Annotated in this window: 17 protein-coding genes; 8 read left to right on the plus strand and 9 right to left on the minus strand. The window is 74.7% G+C overall.

What is annotated here, in order from left to right:
- Positions 1-15: 15 nt before the first annotated feature.
- Positions 16-1,254, minus strand: a complete 1,239-nt coding sequence (locus tag AB0L29_RS01780; RefSeq protein ID WP_365822228.1) for a glycosyltransferase — start codon at positions 1,252-1,254, stop codon at positions 16-18.
- 453 nt (positions 1,255-1,707) lie between these two features.
- On the opposite strand from AB0L29_RS01780, the gene AB0L29_RS01785 reads away from it, so the two are divergent.
- Entirely contained in the window at positions 1,708-2,289 is a 582-nt protein-coding gene (locus AB0L29_RS01785) for a hypothetical protein (RefSeq protein ID WP_365822230.1), read from the plus strand.
- Between the two features lie 242 nt (positions 2,290-2,531).
- On the opposite strand, the gene AB0L29_RS01790 is transcribed toward AB0L29_RS01785, so the two are convergent.
- Together AB0L29_RS01790 and AB0L29_RS01795 are read right to left on the minus strand one after the other, a co-directional pair.
- Positions 2,532-3,509 (minus strand): SDR family oxidoreductase, encoded by a 978-nt coding sequence (locus AB0L29_RS01790; RefSeq protein ID WP_365822232.1) that lies wholly within the window; start codon positions 3,507-3,509, stop codon positions 2,532-2,534.
- 217 nt (positions 3,510-3,726) lie between these two features.
- Positions 3,727-5,625: an NAD-binding lipoprotein gene (locus tag AB0L29_RS01795; RefSeq protein ID WP_365822234.1), complete on the minus strand. Its 1,899-nt coding sequence runs from the start codon at positions 5,623-5,625 to the stop codon at positions 3,727-3,729.
- Between the two features lie 294 nt (positions 5,626-5,919).
- On the opposite strand from AB0L29_RS01795, the gene AB0L29_RS01800 reads away from it, so the two are divergent.
- Complete coding sequence (locus AB0L29_RS01800; RefSeq protein ID WP_365822236.1) at positions 5,920-7,923, plus strand: FAD-dependent oxidoreductase; 2,004 nt, start codon at positions 5,920-5,922, stop codon at positions 7,921-7,923.
- Between the two features lie 219 nt (positions 7,924-8,142).
- Here AB0L29_RS01800 and AB0L29_RS01805 read toward each other — a convergent pair whose 3' ends face one another.
- A complete protein-coding gene (locus tag AB0L29_RS01805) occupies positions 8,143-8,511 on the minus strand; it encodes a hypothetical protein (protein WP_365822238.1) in 369 nt (122 codons plus the stop codon).
- A gap of 76 nt (positions 8,512-8,587) precedes the next feature.
- Between AB0L29_RS01805 and AB0L29_RS01810 the strand changes: the two genes are divergently transcribed.
- Together AB0L29_RS01810 and AB0L29_RS01815 are read left to right on the plus strand one after the other, a co-directional pair.
- Positions 8,588-9,463 carry an MEDS domain-containing protein gene (locus tag AB0L29_RS01810; RefSeq protein WP_365822240.1) on the plus strand — a complete coding sequence of 292 codons (876 nt, stop codon included), beginning with the start codon at positions 8,588-8,590 and terminating at the stop codon, positions 9,461-9,463.
- Positions 9,460-10,413 (plus strand): sensor histidine kinase, encoded by a 954-nt coding sequence (locus AB0L29_RS01815; protein WP_365822242.1) that lies wholly within the window; start codon positions 9,460-9,462, stop codon positions 10,411-10,413. Before AB0L29_RS01810 ends, AB0L29_RS01815 begins: the two co-directional genes overlap by 4 nt.
- Before the next feature lie 126 nt (positions 10,414-10,539).
- Here the strand turns inward: AB0L29_RS01815 and AB0L29_RS01820 are convergent, their stop codons facing one another.
- Positions 10,540-10,743 (minus strand): cold-shock protein, encoded by a 204-nt coding sequence (locus AB0L29_RS01820; protein ID WP_365822244.1) that lies wholly within the window; start codon positions 10,741-10,743, stop codon positions 10,540-10,542.
- A gap of 269 nt (positions 10,744-11,012) precedes the next feature.
- Here AB0L29_RS01820 and AB0L29_RS01825 point away from each other — a divergent pair, with 269 nt between their 5' ends.
- Positions 11,013-11,195 (plus strand): hypothetical protein, encoded by a 183-nt coding sequence (locus tag AB0L29_RS01825; RefSeq protein ID WP_365822246.1) that lies wholly within the window; start codon positions 11,013-11,015, stop codon positions 11,193-11,195.
- 4 nt (positions 11,196-11,199) lie between these two features.
- Here the strand turns inward: AB0L29_RS01825 and AB0L29_RS01830 are convergent, their stop codons facing one another.
- From AB0L29_RS01830 to AB0L29_RS01845, 4 genes are all read right to left on the minus strand, one after another.
- A complete protein-coding gene (locus AB0L29_RS01830) occupies positions 11,200-11,409 on the minus strand; it encodes a hypothetical protein (RefSeq protein ID WP_365822248.1) in 210 nt (69 codons plus the stop codon).
- A 74-nt stretch (positions 11,410-11,483) separates the two neighbouring features.
- On the minus strand, positions 11,484-11,816 hold the full coding sequence (locus tag AB0L29_RS01835) for an STAS domain-containing protein (RefSeq protein ID WP_365822250.1): 333 nt from the start codon (positions 11,814-11,816) through the stop codon (positions 11,484-11,486).
- Complete coding sequence (locus AB0L29_RS01840) at positions 11,813-13,156, minus strand: SpoIIE family protein phosphatase (RefSeq protein WP_365822677.1); 1,344 nt, start codon at positions 13,154-13,156, stop codon at positions 11,813-11,815. Before AB0L29_RS01840 ends, AB0L29_RS01835 begins: the two co-directional genes overlap by 4 nt.
- A complete protein-coding gene (locus AB0L29_RS01845; protein WP_365822252.1) occupies positions 13,156-13,959 on the minus strand; it encodes an alpha/beta hydrolase in 804 nt (267 codons plus the stop codon). The genes AB0L29_RS01840 and AB0L29_RS01845 overlap by 1 nt, the downstream gene beginning before the upstream one ends.
- A gap of 323 nt (positions 13,960-14,282) precedes the next feature.
- Between AB0L29_RS01845 and AB0L29_RS01850 the strand changes: the two genes are divergently transcribed.
- The 3 genes from AB0L29_RS01850 (at position 14,283) to AB0L29_RS01860 (ending at position 16,599) form a co-directional block, all read left to right on the plus strand.
- Positions 14,283-14,816: a hypothetical protein gene (locus AB0L29_RS01850; RefSeq protein WP_365822254.1), complete on the plus strand. Its 534-nt coding sequence runs from the start codon at positions 14,283-14,285 to the stop codon at positions 14,814-14,816.
- Between the two features lie 365 nt (positions 14,817-15,181).
- Positions 15,182-15,553 (plus strand): hypothetical protein, encoded by a 372-nt coding sequence (locus AB0L29_RS01855; protein ID WP_365822256.1) that lies wholly within the window; start codon positions 15,182-15,184, stop codon positions 15,551-15,553.
- Between the two features lie 317 nt (positions 15,554-15,870).
- Positions 15,871-16,599 (plus strand): GAF and ANTAR domain-containing protein, encoded by a 729-nt coding sequence (locus AB0L29_RS01860; protein WP_365822257.1) that lies wholly within the window; start codon positions 15,871-15,873, stop codon positions 16,597-16,599.
- Positions 16,600-16,706: the final 107 nt, after the last annotated feature.

A 16,706-nucleotide genomic window follows, 5' to 3' on the forward strand; every position in this document is an offset into this window, starting at 1 on the left:
CCTTTCCCGCCCGGTTCACGCGGACACGTGGGGCCTTTCCCGCCGGACCGCGTCGAGCAGCAGCTTCGCGGCCACCGCCGCCCCGTCGGTGCGGATCGTGCCGACCACCGCCCGCGCCCGTGCGCGGGTCCCGGGAGCCAGGGCTCTCCCGAGCGCGGCCGACAGGGACTCGACGGTCGGGACCGGACCGTCGTGTGCCGCGCCGATGCCCAGGCCGGCCACCCGGCCGGCCCAGTACGGCTGGTCCACCGCCTGGGGCACCACCACCTGGGGCACGCCGGCCCGGGCGGCCGTCGTCGTGGTGCCCGCGCCGCCGTGGTGCACGACGGCGGCCACCCGGCCGAACAGCGCCCGGTGGTCGACCTCGCCGACGAAGAGGCAGTCGTCCCGGTCGTCGACCGGGCCCAGGCCGGCCCAGCCGCGGGCCACGACCGCGCGGCGGCCCTGCGCACGGACCGCATCGACGACCACCCGGGCGAGGTCCCCCGACGCGCGCAGGGGCATGCTGCCGAAGCCCACGTACACCGGTGGCGCTCCGGCCTCCAGGAACGCCGCCAGATCGGCCGGGAGGGGGCGCTCGTCCGGCGGGATCCACGCGCCGGTCTGCACGACGTCGAGGTCCGCCGGCTCCCGCCACGGGTCCAGGACCGGGTCCGTCGCCAGCCACGGCCGGTCGCCGACGACGTAGGAGCGGACGTCGTCCACCGGCGGCAGGCCGATCGACGCCCGGTTGGTGTTGAGCGCCGCACCGAACAGCGCGTCGATGTTCCGGGCGTCCAGGTCCCACAGCACCCGGTTGTCGGTCACCTCCGGCGGGAACGGCCGGCCCGGATACGCCAGCGGCGGGCGGTGCGGCGACGGCAGGGTGAGCTGCTGGAAGGTCACGGACACGGCGCGGACGCCCAGTTTCTCGGCCACCGACAGCGCACCGGCCGCGGCCGGCAGCACACCGGTCGCCACCAGCGCGTCGCACCCCTCGGCCGCCGCGGTGACCGCGTCGAACTGGCCGGCGATCAGCTCGGCCGCGCGCCGGGGCAGGTCCGCCGCCGTCGGCGGCGGACCGGTCGTCAGCGCGCGCGCCGACGGGCCGACCGGCACCAGCGGCACGCCCACGTCGGCCAGCCGCTGCGCGAAGTCCTCGTCCGGCGGCGCGCACACCCGCACCTTTGCGTCCAGTGCCCTCAACCGTGCCGCGAGCCCCACCAGCGGTTCGACGTCCCCGCGTGACCCGTAGGTCGACAGCACCACACGCACTACGCACTCCCGTTTTCGCAGGTCCTGGCCTTGGCGGGCAATTCTGCGGCACGGCCGGGGCCTTGCCGCAAGCCCCCCGGTGCGCTATATGTTGAGAGTGGAAAGGAGTGGGTGACCTCCTTTCCTTTTCCTTTTGCCTTCTCCTTTCGCCGTTTCCTCTCGCCGTCCGCCGCGGACGGACCGGTCCCTCGCGAAGCGGCGGCACGGACGCCCCGCCGGTGCGGAAGGCCGCCGGGCAGAGGCGACTGCCGCAGGCGGGCCGCGTGGACCACCGCGGACGCGCTTCCGTACGAGGCCCGCACCACCGACGGCGCCTTCCCCGGGGACCAGCCGCCGCCCCGGCCCGGGAGGAGTTCTTCGCACCGGAGATGAACCGAACACCGGTCGCGGCCGTGTTCCTGAGCACCCGACCGGCCGGTACCGCAGGGACCGGCGAAAGGAGAGGTGCGTCCCGTGCCCACCGACCACGCTTGCCGCACGGCCGCCGAGCGGGCCGCGCACTGCCTCGACCCCGTGCGCTCGGTGCTGGTGCCCGCCGGCCACACCGAGTCGTCCCCCGCCGAGGTCATGCCCGTCGTCCTGCGGAACTACCTGGGCGCGGGCGCGCGGCCGCCCGCCCCGGGGGCGTCGGCCGGCAGGCGTCCGGCCCCGGTGGGCATCGCGACGGGCGCGGCCGTCCTGCACATGTGCCTCGACGGCCTCTGCGCGGAGATGACCGGCGCGCTGGCGGCCTGGCACACGGATCTCGGCCGCCGGCTGCGCGAGATGCTGGCCGAATCGCGCCCGGCCGACACCTGGCAGGCCCTCGCGGATCTGAAACTCCGCGCCCAGGAGGTCCTGACCGGTGTGGCCGACCACGGCCGGTCCGACCCGGTGGGACCGCGGTTGCTCATCGCCCGGTTCGCCCTGCTGGAGGACGCCGTCTCCGGTGCGCTGCGGCGGATGGCCGTACCGGCCGAGACGGCCGGCGTGTGCGCGGGCGCGCTCGCCGCCGCGGCCGGCTCGCTCTTCGGACTGGCCCTGACCAGGCCCTAGGGGCGAAGGTGTGGCGGGCCGGCCGTTCTGACCGGGAGCGGGCGGCACCCGCGTCCTCCCGGCCCCCGCTCGGCCCCGCTCGGTGGGCGCGGCGCCGGACAGCGCCGGCCGGCGGCGTCCGCGGTGGGCGCGCCTCGTTCCCCGTCACGGGGCCGAACGGGCGGGTGACCGGTGCCGCCGGTCCCCGAGGAGTGAGATGAGCCGCGCGGGGACGGAGTGGCCGGCATGCCGCCGGGCCGGTGTCACGGCTCGCGTATCAGCCGGCGGGCTCCCACGGTGATGCCCGCCAGGGCGGCGGTCGTCGCGAGCCTGCGCAGGGCGGTGCGCCGGCGCCCGCCCCAGCCGCCGTGCGCCGCGCCCGTGCCGGGCGCGGGGACGTGCAGGTTGCCCTGGTTCGCCGGGGCCGGTTCCTCGCGGGACAGGTGTGCCTTGTCGACCTGCCGCCCCATCAGGCGTTCGGTCAGTCCCGGGGCCATCCGCGACTGCATCACCAGGGAGCGGCCCATGGGGCCGGCCACCACTTCCCGGCGCGGGCGCCGCACCAGGTCCACGATGGTGCGGGCCACCCGTTCGGGCGAGTACACCGGCGGCATGGCCACCACCTTGCGCCCGGTGTAGTTGGCCGCGTGCTCGAAGAAGGGGGTGTCGATGGTGGCGGGCAGCACCGTGCAGACGTGGATGTCCTTCGCGCCCTCCAGCCGCAGCTCCTGGCGCAGGCTGGTGTCGAGGGCCCGGACGGCGTGCTTCGACATGCCGTAGGCGTGGTTGTACGGCTGGCTCACCACCCCGACGATCGAGGAGACGTCGATCAGCGTGCCGTGGCCCTGTTCCCGCATGACCCGGAGGGCGGCGCGGGCACCGTGGACGTACCCCATGACGTTGACGTCCAGAACTTTGCGGAAGTCCTGCAGCGGAATCTCCCGGAAGGGGCCGAAGACGGCCACGGCGGCGGCGTTGACCCAGACGTCCAGCCGGCCGAACCGCTCCACCGCCTGCTCGGCGAGACTCTCCACCGCGGCGGCGTCGGTGACGTCGGTCGGTACGGCGAGGACCCGGGCGCCGCGATGCCGCTCACAGTCCCGCGCCGCCTCCGCGAGCGCCTCCGGCCGGCGCGCCGCCAGGACCACCGCGCAGCCCTTGCGGGCGAACGCCTCGGCCGTGGCCCGCCCGATACCGCTGGACGCCCCGGTCACCACCACCACACGGTCGCGTACCCGCATATCGTGGCCTCCTCGAACCGTCTCGAACGAACAGTGCATCCTTCTCGACGGAGCGGCGAGTACCCTGCGCCGGCGGGAACAGACCGGGCCGACGCCATCGGCGGCCGGGGCAGCGGCCGTGGCGGCCGGGCGGCGACCGCCCTTCGCGCCGGCCCGGCGGTGTCCGGTTCCCGGGCCGGCGCGAAGGGCGGGCCCGGGAACCGCACCGGCGAGCGGCTCAGTCCTTGCCGACGACGACCACTTCGTCCCGGAGGGTCCAGCGGCGCCGCTCGGTCTTGGCCGGGTTGATGCACAGGCCGTGGCCGGGGCTTCTCGACGAGTCGGCGTGGTCCCGGTAGCCGATGGCGCACTCACCCCGGCGGCGTGCCGCCGCCACCACCGTGGCGAAGGGCGTCTCGTGGTCCAGCCGGACGTAGTCGGCGGCCGGCCGCAGGTGGATCCCGTTGCCCTCGGCGGAGAACAGTTCCTCGAACACCGCCGCCAGGTGCCGGTTCTGGGAGATCTGCGCCATCAGCAGGCCGATGAGCTTGCCACTGATGATCACGTCGGCTCCGGGACCGATGGGGGCCAGCGCCCGGTTGCGGTCGTCGATCAGTTCGGTGACCACCGGCAGTTCCCGCCTGGTGACCTGCTCCAGCTGGTGCAGAAGCAGGAGGGTGACGAGCGTGCGGTTGTCCGGCTCGTCCGGCGGTTGCCCGGGAGCGGGGTCCTGGCCGAGCACGATGACACTGTCGTACGCGTCGATGTCCAGGCGCCGCAGGGTCTCGGGACGGGTGACGTCCCCCTGGTGCAGCGTCAGGGTCAACCCGGTGCCGGCCTGCGTGTCGGCGTCGCCGACCTGCCGGACGGTGGCCTCGCCCCCGTCCGCCACCACGTCGACGGCCGAACCGGGCCGCGCGCAGCGGCGCAACTGGTCGACTATGAGCGGCGCCCGGCGGTTCCAGCCCAGCAGGAGCACCCGCTCCGGCCGTGCGGGGGCCGGCGGCCCGGACACCACCGCCGCCTCCTCGACCAGCCCGGCGCAGTCGTCCAGCCAGGTGGTGTCGTCGTCGCGGGAGATGACGATCAGCAGGTCCCCCCGGCGGATCGGCTCGTGCGGCGGCGGATTGAGCAGCGGGGTCTCCCCGCGCATGAGTCCGACGACGCTCGACGTCGTGTAGGACAGCAGCGCGTCGCCGAACGGACGGCCGGCCAGGGCCGGCTCCGGGACGAGGTAGAACTCGTCCCCGGCGAAGTCGAGGAGTTCTTGGTGGACCAGGGAGAGCCCGGGGCGGCGGGCGGCCTGGACGATCAGCCGGGCGGTGACGGTGTCGCTCTCCAGGACGACGCCGCCCGGTCCCGCGGCGAGGGAGGCGGCCAGCCGGTACCGGTCGTCCCGGACGGCGGCGACCACGGGCGGACGGGCCGCCGGGCCGGGCAGCGCGGCCCGCAGGGCCAGGAGCGTCCTGACCACTTCCGCGTCCGCGTCCGGTTCGTCGCGGGGCAGGACCAGGACGGCGCCGGCCGCGCCCGGGTTGGTCAAGGAGAGCAGGGCGGGGTCGGTGGTGGGGCCGCTGCGGCAGATCAGCCGCGTACGGCCGAAGGAGCCCACCTTCGTGCCGAGGGCCTCCTCCATGGCGGTCTTGTCCCGGTCGGCCAGCACGGCCACCGCCGCCCGCCGCTGGTTGGCGTTGGCGGCCACCAGTTCGCCCACCACGGTGAAGACCTGCTCCGACCAGCCCAGCACCACGGCGTGGCCTTGCTCCAGCACGGTGGAACGGCCCCGCCGCAACGCGGTGAGCCGCTCCGTCAGCGCCGTCGTGACCAGCCCGACGAGGGTGGACACGTACAGCAGGGCGATCAGTGCGAGCAGCACCGACATCAGCACCCGCGGCGGAGCGCCCGTCGCGCCGCCCAGGCGCAGTGTCTCGCCGGTGAGGTGCCACACCGCCGCCAGTCTGTCCGTCATGGACGCCGGGGCGTCCGGGTCGGTCCACACCAGCGCCGCGCTCACCGGCACGACGACGGCCAGGCACAGCAGGGCCAGCCAGCCGACGAGAGCGGAGGCGCCGCGGGCCAGCGTGCTGTCGAACCAATAGCGGGCTCGTTCACCGAGCGGAGTGCGCCGCTGGGTCACCCTTCCCCCTCTGCTGTGCCGTGCTCGCGGTACGGCCCGTCCCCGTACACGCGGTGCGCTTGATGACGCCCGGTCCGGGGCGCGGGCCCGGACGCGCCCCTGGCAGTGTGCTGGCCCGGCCACCGCGTGCGGACGGGGTTCGCCGTGCGTTCACACCTTCGGGGAACGCCCGAGCCGTCCGCGTCCGGGCGCCGGCCGGCCGTGACGTCAGGTTTGGCGCGGTTCTCGCTCCTTCGGGTCAACGCGGAGGCGAAGTCTCGCCGCCCCGCCACGGCTGCCACTACAAAGTCCGCCATGACTGAAGATCGCGCAGTGATGCGCTCAGGCGGCGGCATGTCCCGGCGGAGCTTCGCGGCCGCGGCCGGCACGGCCACGGCCGCCACGGCCCTGACGGGCGGTGCCGCCGCGGCCCTGCCCGCCCCGGCCGCCCCGCCCGCCCCGGGCGAAGCCCCTCGCGCCGACTACGAACGGTGCCTGGCCGTCGCCCGGGCACTGCTCGTACTGGACTCCGACGACCGGCCCCTCGTCCCGCGCTACCAGCGCGTCCTGGAGGAAGGCCTGCCCGCTCAGCGGCGGGCCCGCCCCAAGGAGGTCCTGGTCGTCGGCGCAGGACCGGCCGGCCTGGTGGCGGCCTGGCTGCTGAAGCGGGCGGGCCACCGGGTGACGGTGCTGGAGGCCAACGGCAACCGTGCGGGCGGGCGCATCAAGACCTTCCGGCGCGGCGGCCACGAAGACGCGAAGCAGCCCTTCGCCGACCCCCGCCAGTACGCCGAGGCCGGCGCGATGCGCATCCCCGGCAGCCATCCCCTGGTGATGGGGCTGATCGACCGGTTCGAGCTGAAGAAGCGGCGTTTCCACTACGTTGACGTGGACGGCGAGGGCCGTCCCGCCAACCGCACCTGGATCCACGTCAACGGCATCCGCGTGCGCCGCGCCGACTACGCCCGCGCCCCCCGGCGCGTCAACCGGTCCTTCGGCGTGCCCCGTGCCCACTGGGACACCCCCGCCGCCGCCATCCTGCGCGCCGCGCTGGACCCGGTGCGCGACGAGTTCAGCCACGTCGGCGGCGACGGCAGGCGGGTCGACAAGCCGCTCCCGGAGCGGCTGAAGGGCTGGGCCCGCGTGGTGCAGAGGTTCGGCGACTGGTCGATGTTCCGCTTCCTCACCGAGCACGCCGGCCTCGACGAGCGGACCATCGACCTGATCGGCACCCTGGAGAACCTCACCTCACGCCTGCCCCTGTCCTTCATCCACAGCTTCATCGGCTCCTCCCTGATCAGCCCCGACACCCCCTTCTACGAGCTGGAGGGCGGTACGGCGGTGCTGCCGGACGCCCTGCTGGCACGCGTCCGCAAGGAGGTGCGGTTCGACCGCCGTGTGACCCGCATCGAGTACCACCATCCCGACCGGCCCTCCTCCGACACCGAGCACGTCGGGAGCAAGGGCCCGCACGTCTGGGTGGACACCGTGTCCGAGGGACGCGGCGGCCCCGTCGTACGCGAGCAGTTCACCGCGGACGTCGCGGTGGTCACTGTGCCGTTCTCCGGACTGCGGCACGTACAGGTCGCCCCGCCCATGTCGTACGGCAAGCGCCGCGCCGTCTGCGAACTCCACTACGACAGCGCCACCAAGGTGCTGCTGGAGTTCAGCCGCCGCTGGTGGGAGTTCGACGAGGGCGACTGGAAGCGGGAGCTGGGCCGTATCGACCCGGGACTGTACGACGCCTACCGCACCGGCCGTGCCGCCGCCGACGGCAGTCTGCTGGGTGCGCACCCCTCCGTACCCGGCGGTCACATCACCGAGGGGCAGCGCACCCACTACGCCGCCAACCGGGCGGTCGCGCGGGACCAGCCGGAGGCGGTCGACGTCGTGGGCGGCGGCTCGGTCTCGGACAACGCCAACCGCTTCATGTTCCACCCCTCCCACCCGGTGGCGGGCAGCGCGGGCGGTGTGGTGCTCGCCTCCTACAGCTGGGCGGACGACGCGCTGCGCTGGGACTCCCTGGACGAGGAGGCCCGGTATCCGCACGCCCTGTGCGGCCTCCAGCAGGTCTACGGCCAGCGGATCGAGGTCTTCTACACCGGTGCCGGCCGCACGCAGAGCTGGCTGCGCGACCCGTACGCCTACGGCGAGGCGTCGGTGCTCCTGCCCGGCCAGCACACGGAGCTGCTGCCCGCCATCCCGGCGCCCGAGGGGCCGCTGCACTTCGCCGGGGACCACACCTCGGTCAAGCCGGCCTGGATCGAGGGAGCCGTGGAGTCCGCGGTGCGCGCGGCGCTGGAGGTCCACATGACGTGAGCGGCGCCGTCGTGGTGGCCGCCGGCGTGCGGCGGGCCGTTGCCGCCGCGCGCCGCACGCCGGCGGCCACCCGTCCCCTCGCACGGCCGCCCTCCCCTCGCACGGCACCCGCGCCCGCGCACCGGCCCGCCCGGGCGTCCGTCCCCGCGCGGGTGTCCGTCCCCGCGCGGGTGTCCGTCCCCGCGCGTCGTCGGGCCCGTCACGGGGCGGCCGTCGTCGTCATCCGCCCGCCCGCGGGTCCTGTCCCGGGCGTTCGGCCGGGGCGATGTCCGCGGAGTCGGGCGCGGCCGCCTCGATGCGGAAGTCCTCCACGGTCCCCTCGGCCGCCCGCAGCGGGGACGGGAGGATCACCGGACCCGGCCGGGTGCCGAGGACCTGCCGCACGCTGTCGGCCGGCGGATCCCGGCGCGGGACAAAGGCGTCGAGGGCCGCCGGGCGCCCGGCGCACGGCTGTGCGGCCGGCCCGGGCAGCGCCCGCCCGGCGTGCCGGGACGCGGCGCGCCGGGCCCGCACGGCCGGCCGCAGCAGGGGAAGGCGCGTGCGGGGACGGAGCGCAGCCCGGGGGCGTTCGTCACCGGAGTGGAGCATGGCGGCTTTCGCACGGCGATACGGTGGTGGGGCACGGCGCCGCCCGGCAGGCCGTCCGAAAGGCAAGGTGATCGACATGTGCGGCACATCCGCCTCCCCGGGCCGCGACCCCGCCTCGAGTCGTCATGCCAGCGTGGTCTTCTCCACCGACCAGGAGTGGGCCGGTCATCTCGTGGCCTTCGTCCGGGCGGGGCTGGAGCAGGGCGAACAGGTGCAGTACTTCGCGGACACCACCGACCCCGACCGCGTACTGCGCACCCTCGACGACGGGGACGTCGACACCGCGTCCGCCGTGCGGCGCGGACAGTTGATCGTGACGACCGCCGCGCAGACCTACCTCGCCGGTCCGCGCTTCGACCCGGACGCGATGATCGGCCTGTGGGAGGAGGCCGTCGAAACGGCTCTGGCGCGCGGCCATCCCGGACTGCGGGCGATCGGTGAGATGAGCTGGTGCGCCCGGGAGACGGCCGGCGCCGACCGTCTGCTGGAGTACGAACTCCGCATCCACCAGGAGGTCTTCGAGCGGCTGCCCCTGACGGCCTGGTGCTTCTACGACGACCGCCTGCTGCCCCGCGACGATCTCGCGGTGCTGGTGGGCGCGCACCCGACGCGGCTGGGCGCGGCCGTTCCCGCCGACGGCGGGACGGGCCTGCGCGTGACGCCCACGACGGACTTCCCGGGCTTCCGGTTGTCCGGGCCGGCCGGGTACGAGAGCCGTCGCGTCACCGCCTCCGTGGCGGCCGCCCTGCCCGGTTCCCGGGCGGCACAGGTGACGCTGGACCTGTCGGATCTGCAGTTCATGGACGTCGACGCGCTGACCGCTCTCGCCCGCGCGGCGGCGGGGCGGAACCTCGACACGCCCGTACGACTGCTCGACCCCCCGCCCTCGCTGAAGAGGATGCTGGAGCTGTTCCCGGAGCTGGGGAGCGCACTGGAGGTCGTCGGCCGATGACGACACAGGACCGGCCGGTGCATCCGGCCCGACAGCGGACCGGCTTTTTCCACCCCGCCTTCTTCTACGCGACGGAGGAGGAGTACCTGGACGGCGTGGGAGCGTTCGTCCGCGCCGGCGCGGCGCAGGGCCGGCCCCTGCTGGTCGCCGTGCCCGGCCCGAGACTGCGGCTGCTGCAGGACGCGCTGGGCTCCGAGCGGAAGGAGATCACCTGGGTCGACATGCGGCAGGCGGGACGTAACCCGGGGCGCATTCTGTCGATGCTGCAGGAGTTCGCCGACCGCCACGGCGACCGGTACCCGTCGATCGTCGGCGAACCCATATGGATCGGGCGCACCCCGGCGGAAACGCTGGAGGCCACCCGCCACGAGGCGTTGATCAACCTCGCCTTCGCGCAGCGGCACGCCGCCATCCTGTGCCCCTACGACGCCGCGTTGCCCGAGGGCGTGCTGGCGTACGCCCGCCGGACGCATCCGGTGGTGGGCGACGGCGGCGGCTACCGGCCGAGTCCGCAGCACGCCGATCCCCGCGAGGTCTGCCGTGACTGCGACACACCGCTGCCCGAACCGGACGACGCGATGGTCGTGCACTTCGGCGAGGCGGAACTCGCACACGCGCGGGAGACGGCCGACCGGTGGGCGGGAGCGGCGGGCCTGTCCCCGAAGCGACGCACCGACTGGCTCCTGGCCGTCAGCGAGGCGGTCAGCAACTCGGTGCGGCACGGCGGAGGACGGGGAGCGCTGCGGCTGTGGCGGGCGGGAGACCGCCTCGTCGCGGAGATAAAGGACCGCGGCCGGCTGGCCGACCCGCTCACCGGACGCCGCCGCCCCGATCCCCTGTCGCCGTCAGGGGGCCGCGGAGTGTGGATGATGCACCAGCTGTCGGACCTGGTGGAGATCCGTGATGTGCCCGACGGACTCGTGGTGCGCCTGCACATGGAGATCGAGTAGAACCCGCCCGACGCGGCGGGCCGCGCGCACCGGGGCCCTCGTGAGGCCCTCGTCCCGGTGGTACCCGCGCGATGGGACGTGGGGCGGCCGCCCGCTCCGGGCGCCGCCCCGCCTCATCGCTTCCGTTCAGCGCCGGACGATGTTCTGAGCCTGCGGTCCCTTCTGTCCCTGCCCGATGTCGAAGGTGACGTGCTCGCCCTCGGTCAGCTCACGGAAGCCGCTGCCCTGGATCTCGGAGTAGTGGGCGAAGACGTCGGGTCCGCCACCGTCCTGGGAGATGAAGCCGAAGCCCTTTTCGGAGTTGAACCACTTAACGGTACCGCCGGCCATATCGTCGATCTTTCGTTCATGCCCGGGAACAGCCCTGCCCGGGCATGCTCCAGCTCCCGCGACGGCGGGAGCCATCAGCCGTTCTACCCCGCATTGCTCTGCTTATCCGACCGGACGCGCCCGCTCACCCGATCGCAGGAGCCGGCTCGCACAGGGGGAGAGGCGGCGGGCGGCTCGGGCGTCACCCGCACGGCCGCCGCAGGACGCCGCCCCGCCCGCGCCGTGCTCCAATTGCAGCATCCTCCACACCTCACCGGAGGGAGCCGAGCATGCACGAAATGTGGTGCGGTCCAGACACCTCAGGGCAACGCGTCTGGCACATCCTGACCACCGACAAGACCGGCACCCTGTGCGGGGCGGAGAGGCAGGAGGATCCCCGCCGCCAGGATCCGACGGACAAGCACTGCCTCCCCTGCATGACGACCTTCCAGGCCGTCGTGCAGACCCGCTAGCCTCCTAACCCCCCCACTTGTCCGGTCCGCCGCCTCGCCACTCGATCAGCCGCGACCGGACGACGTCCGTCTCGTCCCAGTCCTGCAGGGTGGCTTCCTGCAGGAACCGGGCGACGTCCCGCACGCCGTAGGCCCGGCCGAGGATCTCCCCGCCGACCCGCACACGCCGGCCGCCGTCCTCGTCGGGCGGGTAGACGACGACGCGAGCAGCCATGCGTCCAGGGTGCGGTGCGGGCCGCCCGCGCGCATGCGGGGCGGCCGGAGCGGACGCCGCGGGCACGGCCCGGGTCAGAGGCCGGCCGTGCTCCCGGGAAGGAAGGTGAAGACCTGGTCGAGGCCGACGACGGCGAGGACCCGCAGGAGGTTGGGGGGTACGGCGGCCAGGGCGATGCCCGCGCCGGCGGCCAGGGCGTGCTGGCGGGCGGCGAGGAGGGCGGTGATGCCGGTGGAGTCGCAGAACTCGAGACCGGACAGGTCGACGACCAGGCACTGACCCGGGCTCAGCGGGAGGCCGCCGACCTCCTGGCGCAGGGCGCCGGCCTGGTCGTAGTCGAGTTCGCCGGCCACGTGCAGGACGGGGCCGGCGGCGGTGTCGCGGTGGGTGATGTTCAGCGGGCTCATCGCGGGCGGTTCGTTGCCGGGCGGACGGGGGAGGGGGTGGCGGGGACGCCGAGGGCGAGCAGGGCGGTGTCGTCGTCCAGGCCGTCGCCGAAGCTCTCCAGCAGTCCGGTCAGTGCGGTGATCACCTGGCGGGGCGGGGCGGGGGCGCGGTCGGTGGCGAAGGCGTACAGGGCGTCCTCGCCGTACAGGTCGCCGCGGCCGGGGCCGGTGCGGGCCTCGGTGAGGCCGTCGGTGTAGAGCAGCAGCGTGTCGCCGGGGGCGAGGGTGGCCTGCGCGGTGCCGACCGGGGCGGAGGGCAGGACGCCGACGAGCATGCCGCCGGGGGTGGGCAGGAATTCGGCGTGGCCCTCGGCCCGCAGAAGGAGCGCCGGGGGGTGGCCGCCGGAAGCCAGGCGGACGGTCATGTGCCCGTGGTCGGCACCGGGCTCGACGGTCCCGAAGATGCACGTGCAGTAGCGGGGGTTGCCACTGGCGGTGTACCGCTCGTGCAGCACGGCGTTCAGCGTGGTCAGGGCCGCGGCGGGGTCGGGGTCGTGGTGGGCGGCGGCACGCAGGGTGTAGCGGGTCAGCGAGGTGAGGGAGGCGGCCTCGGGCCCCTTGCCGCACACGTCACCGAGGAAGAACGCCCACCGGTCGCCGCCGACGGAGAACAGGTCGTAGAAGTCTCCGCCGAGCCGGTCGGGAGAGGCCGTGTGGTAGTGGACGGCCGTCTCCAGCCCCGGCACGGCGGGCAGCGACGTGGGCACGAGGGACTGCTGCAGCACGGCGAGCGCGTCGGCCAGCCGGGCCCGGTCGGTCTCGGCCTGCCGGCGGGCCTCCTCCGCCTCCAGGCGCGCCCGCTCGGCCTCGGCGCGTGCCTGCTCGGCCTCCTGACGGCGGCGCAGGAGCTCCTCCTCGTAGGCGCGCCGGTCGGAGGCGTCGAAGACGGTGGTGCGGATCAGCAGCGGCTCGCCCTCCGTGCTGTGCTTGACCACGGAGGAGACCAGCACCGGCAGCCGGCCGCCGCTTCGGACCTTCATCTCCAGGGCGATGCCGCGCAGCTCGCCCTGCATGCGGAGCAGCGGCGCGAAGTGCGTCTCGTGGTACAGCTTGCCGCCGACGGTCAGCAGATCGGGGAAGCGCTTGCGGCCCACCGTGCTCTCGCGCTCGAGGCCGAGCCAGTTCAGCAACGTCGTGTTGATCTTGGCGATGGTGCCGTCCATCATCGTGGACAGGTAACCGCAGGGTGCCGATTCGTACAGGTCTTCCGCGCTGTCCTCCAGCAACGCGGTGAAGGCGGCGTTCGTGCTTGCCTCGTCCCCGGTGTCGGCCGGCTCCGGCACGCCGCCCGTGCGGCACATCACCGCCGTGAGTCCAGGAAGGCGAGGATCGCCTCGGTGGTGGCCTCCGGCGCGCTCAGCTGCGGGCAGTGCCCGGTGGCGTCGAGGGTGACCAGGCGGGAGGAGGGAATCGCGGCGTGGACGTAGGCGCCGACCTCGCGGGGTGCGATGGCGTCCTGGGAGCACTCCAGCACCAGGGTCGGCACGGTCACGCTCTTCAGGTCCGCGCGGCTGTCGGTCAGGAAGGTGGTGCGGGCGAAGACGCGGGCGATGTCGGGGTCGGTGGCGCAGAAGCTGTTGGTCAGCTCCTGGCCCAGCTCCGGCCGCTCCGGATTGCCCATGATCACCGGGGCCATGGCGGACGACCAGCCCAGGTAGTTCGCCTCCAGGGAGGCCAGCAGCTCGTCGATGTCCTCCGCGGTGAAGCCTCCGCGGTAGCCGTCGTCGTCGATGTAGCAGGGCGAGGGGGCCACCATCACCAGCGCCCCGATCCGCTCCGGCGCGGCCTCCGCGGCCAGCACCCCGACCATGGCGCTGACCGAGTGCCCCACGAACACCGCCTGCCGGAGGTCCAGCTCCTCGCAGACCTCGACGACGTCCCGGGCGTAGCCGTGGAGCGAGGAGTACCGTTCCTCGCTCCACGCGGACAGGTCGGATCCGCCCGAGCCGACGTAGTCGAACAGCACCACCCGGTACCGCTCCGCCAGCGCCGGCACGACCAGGCGCCACATGTTCTGGTCGCAGCCGAACCCGTGGGCCAAGACCACCACCGGTGCGTCGGCCGGGCCGGTCACTGTCACGTTGTTCCTGCGGCGGATGTCCATACCGGCCATCCTCTCACCCCGTCCGACGCGGACCGGGAGCGGTCCCGGCCACCTCGCCGCGCCGCCGACGGCCCCCGGACGGACCGCTGCTCCGAGCCCGTCCGCACGGCGGTGCCGACAGCGTCCCCGCCGCCCCGGCGCACGCCATGACCGGCGGACGGCCCGCCCACCCGGACACGGCCTTCCCGGTCCTCCCCTCCGGGCCGCGGCCGGGCCGAGCGCGTCCGCCTGCGGCCCCCGGCCGGTCCGCCACGGACGGCCACCGGCCGGGCCACCCGCCCCGGCTGGGCGAGTGAAACGCCGACAGCGGGTACTCGCCGGGCATGATCAGGCGCGCGTTGTGGCAGGGACTGGCCGCCGGTACGGCCGGGGGCCTCGCGATGACCCTCGGGGAGAAGATCGAGCAGGCCGTCACGGGCCGGCCCGACTCCCATGTGCCCGCCCGGGTCCTCCAGCGGCTGACCGGCCTGCCCGAACGCCCCGGCAGACAGCCGCTGCCGGTCAACTGGGCCATGCACTACGGCCAGGCCGCCCTCCTCGGCGTACTGCGGTCGGTCATGGCCCAGGCCGGGCTGCGCGGGCCGGTCGCCTCCGCCAAGTTCACCGTCGTCCGCCTCACCAGCGACCAGATCCTCGAGAACGCGACCGGTGTCGGCGCCCCGCCCCAGACCTGGCCCCGCAAGGAACTCGTCGTGGACGTCCTGCACAAGACCGTCTACGCCTTCGTCGCCGGTGCCGTCGCCGACGCCCTCGCCGCCCGCGGCGGCCTCGGCCCCGGGCAGCGTCACGCCGCCCTCCGCCCCGGCCGCCGCGCCGGTGTCGGGCCCCTTCCCCGCAAGGCCGCCCCCGGCCGTTGACCGGGAGCCGCCGGCGCGAAGCGGCGGCACGCCTCCTCACCCCGTGCGGCGAGATCGCCGGTCCACCGGCGCTCCTCCCGCGCGCGGGCGGTCATCGGCCCGCTCACCAGGGGCAGGGCCCTGCCCCCAGGGGCAGGGCCCTGCCGTGAAAGCGCGAAAGGGGACCGGAGGGAGGTTTGGGCGGGCTGGGACGCGGGACTTGCCTCGTTGTTGTTACCCGGAGGGTGCCCAGGGGCGGTGCGGGTCGCCGTAGGCCGTTCCACGAGCCGGCCGGCCCCCGTCGGATCGCGGGCCGACCCTCCACTCACCCGCCGGCCCGGACGGTCCGCCCGTGCCGGCAGGGGCGACGTAGAAAGGACGTCCGCATGTCCGAGGAGAAGACGGAGGCGAAGGCGCCCCAGCACCAGGCGCTGCCGTTGCCGGACTACGACCATCTTCCGCTGGGCAGTCTCCAGCACCGCGTCCGGACGCTCGACGAGGCGGGGCTGCGCGCGGTGCTCGCCTACGAGGAGGCGCACGGCAACCGGCTTCCCGTCCTGCAGGTGCTCCGGACCCGGCTCGAGGAACTGCGGGAGGGAGCGGAGCCGTCGGGTGGTTCGCCCCTCGCGCCCGCTCCCGAGCACGCGCCTGCGGCCGACACCGGCTCCGCGGTCTCGCCCGTCACGTCGGGACCGGCGATGAATCCGCCCTCCCACGGGGCGCCCGAGAATCCCGCTCAGCCCCGTTCCACCGGCTGACGCCTCGCCGGTCCCCGCGACCGGGCCGCTCCCTCACCCCGTTCACAAGGGGTGGGCGGACCGGTCCGGGCGACGGCCGGCGGGGAGACCGGGCACGGGCCGGCGCAGACGCGCGCCGGCCGGAGACCGCGCGCACGGGCGCGGAGGGGTGACCGGCGGGCCGGGCAGGGCGCATAGTGGCAGGAGCGGCCGTCACCTCCGTGACCCTCGGGACGCGGGCCGCCGGCCCCGCCGGGGACACGCCTCCGTCCGGAGTCCGGCCTCCCCGGCGGCACATCCGATGCCCCGGGCCTCACCGCCCGGAAGGAAGTCCCCTCGTGACCGACCCGTCGCCCGGCCTGCCGGACGTGACCTCCCTGCTCCTGAGCACCGAATCCCTCGAACAGTTCCTGCACGCCCTCACGGAGAGCGCGCTGACGCTGACGCCGACCGCGCACGGGGCGGGCATCACCCTGGAGCGGCAGCACCGGCCGCTGACCGTGGCCAGCGCCGGAGCCAACGCCTGCGACCTCGACGAAGCGCAGTACGGGCAGGACGACGGCCCCTGCCTCCAGGCGCTGCGCAAGGGCGAGGAAGTCATGGTCTGCGACATGCTGGCCGAGCAGCGCTGGGGGTCCTACCCGGCCTACGCCGCCTCCTTCGGGACGCACTCCTCCGTGTCGCTGCCGATCGCCGCCCACACCCACACCGCCGGCGCGCTCAACCTGTACTTCCCCGAACCGCACGGCTTCGCCCACGTCGATCTCGACAGCCTGCGCATGCTGGCCGCCCAGGCCACCGGTGCCGTCGCCGTGGCCCAGCGCATCGCCGACACCCGGCAGTACGCCGCCGACCTGCAGACGGCGATGGAGTCCCGCAGCGTCATCGACCAGGCCATCGGCGTCATCATGGGCCAGCAGCGCTGCCCCGCCCACGAAGCCTTCGACCTTCTGCGCAGAGCCTCCCAGCGCCGCAACGTCAAGCTCCGCGACCTGTGCACCGAACTGATCACCAGCATCGGCGGGTCCCCTCCCCCGGGGAACGGGACCCTGCGTCCTCGCCCCTGAGCGCAGTGCCCCCCGCCGACGGGACCGTGCGGCGCGCACCGCGCGTGCGTCCCGTGCTCCCGCCGCTGCGGGACGGGAGGGGACGGGGCGGCAGCCGGTGCCGGCGG

The organism is Streptomyces sp. NPDC052701 (genome assembly GCF_040678355.1).
Taxonomy (GTDB): Bacteria; Actinomycetota; Actinomycetes; order Streptomycetales; family Streptomycetaceae; genus Streptomyces.